Source organism: Kocuria rhizophila (genome assembly GCF_003667225.1).
Lineage (GTDB): Bacteria > Actinomycetota > Actinomycetes > Actinomycetales > Micrococcaceae > Kocuria > Kocuria rhizophila.
In genome coordinates, this window is sequence record NZ_RCOM01000161.1 from 1 (window position 1) to 885 (window position 885).

Genomic DNA, 885 nt, shown 5'->3' on the forward strand with positions numbered 1-885 from the left:
CAGCGACGGGCTCGTCCACGGGCTCGTCCACGGGCGCCGGCCAGCAGCTGCCGCGTGCGCGCCAGTGGCCGGGGCAGGCCTCCAGCACCCGGACCATCGCGTTCTTCTCCGCGTCCGTGACCCACAGCTCGTAGTTCTTCTTCACCGCGATCTGCGTGGCCACGTACTCGCAGCGCTCACCCGTGGCAGGCGGCAGCCAGGTGGCGGCGTCCCCGTCCGACTTGCGGTTGTTGCTGGGGCCGTCCACGGCCAGCAGGTTGAGGGGGTCGTTGGCGAGCTCGGTGCGCCGGGCGGCGTCGAGCTGCTGGGCGCCCTTCTGCCACGCGTCGGAGAGCGCGACCACGTGGTCGATCTGCACCTCGGAGCTGGTGTCCTGCCCCGCCGTGAAGGCCGTGGCCACCCCGGTGTACGGGCTCAGCAGGGAACCGGCCGCGACCGTGCAGCCGTGCGTCCCGGGCTTCACGTCGATCCCCGTGAGGTCCCGGCGCAGCACGTCGTTGCGGGTGTCGCAGCCGTTGTGGTCCGTGTCCGCCCAGCGCGGTCCGAACTCGTCCCGGGAGTAGCCGGTCTTGGGGGCGCGGCCCTTCACGGGTATCTCGTCCAGCGCCGCCAGCGCCGTGCCGGGCGCGGCATCGCGCGTGCGGTCCTCGGCGCGGTGCTCCCCGGCGGACGACGACGCCGCGCTCGGCCCGGGCGCCCCGGTGCGGCTCGCAGAGGTGGCGGGCGTGGTGGAGGGGGCCGGCGGCGTCGTCGTGCTCCGCGCGGTGCCGGAGCCTGTGGAGGACGCAGACGGTGTCGGAGCGCCCGGCGTGCCGCACCCGGTGAGGGCCAGGACGAGGGCGGAGGCGGCGAGGGCGAACCGTGCGGTGGGGGAGGTGCGGGGGG

1 protein-coding gene is annotated in these 885 nt (G+C 75.4%); it reads right to left on the minus strand.

Features of this window, described 5'->3' with window-relative positions; translation table 11 throughout:
* Positions 1-885, minus strand: an 885-nt coding sequence (locus D9R02_RS11815) for an HNH endonuclease family protein (protein WP_259463972.1), incomplete at both ends; no start/stop codon positions are given.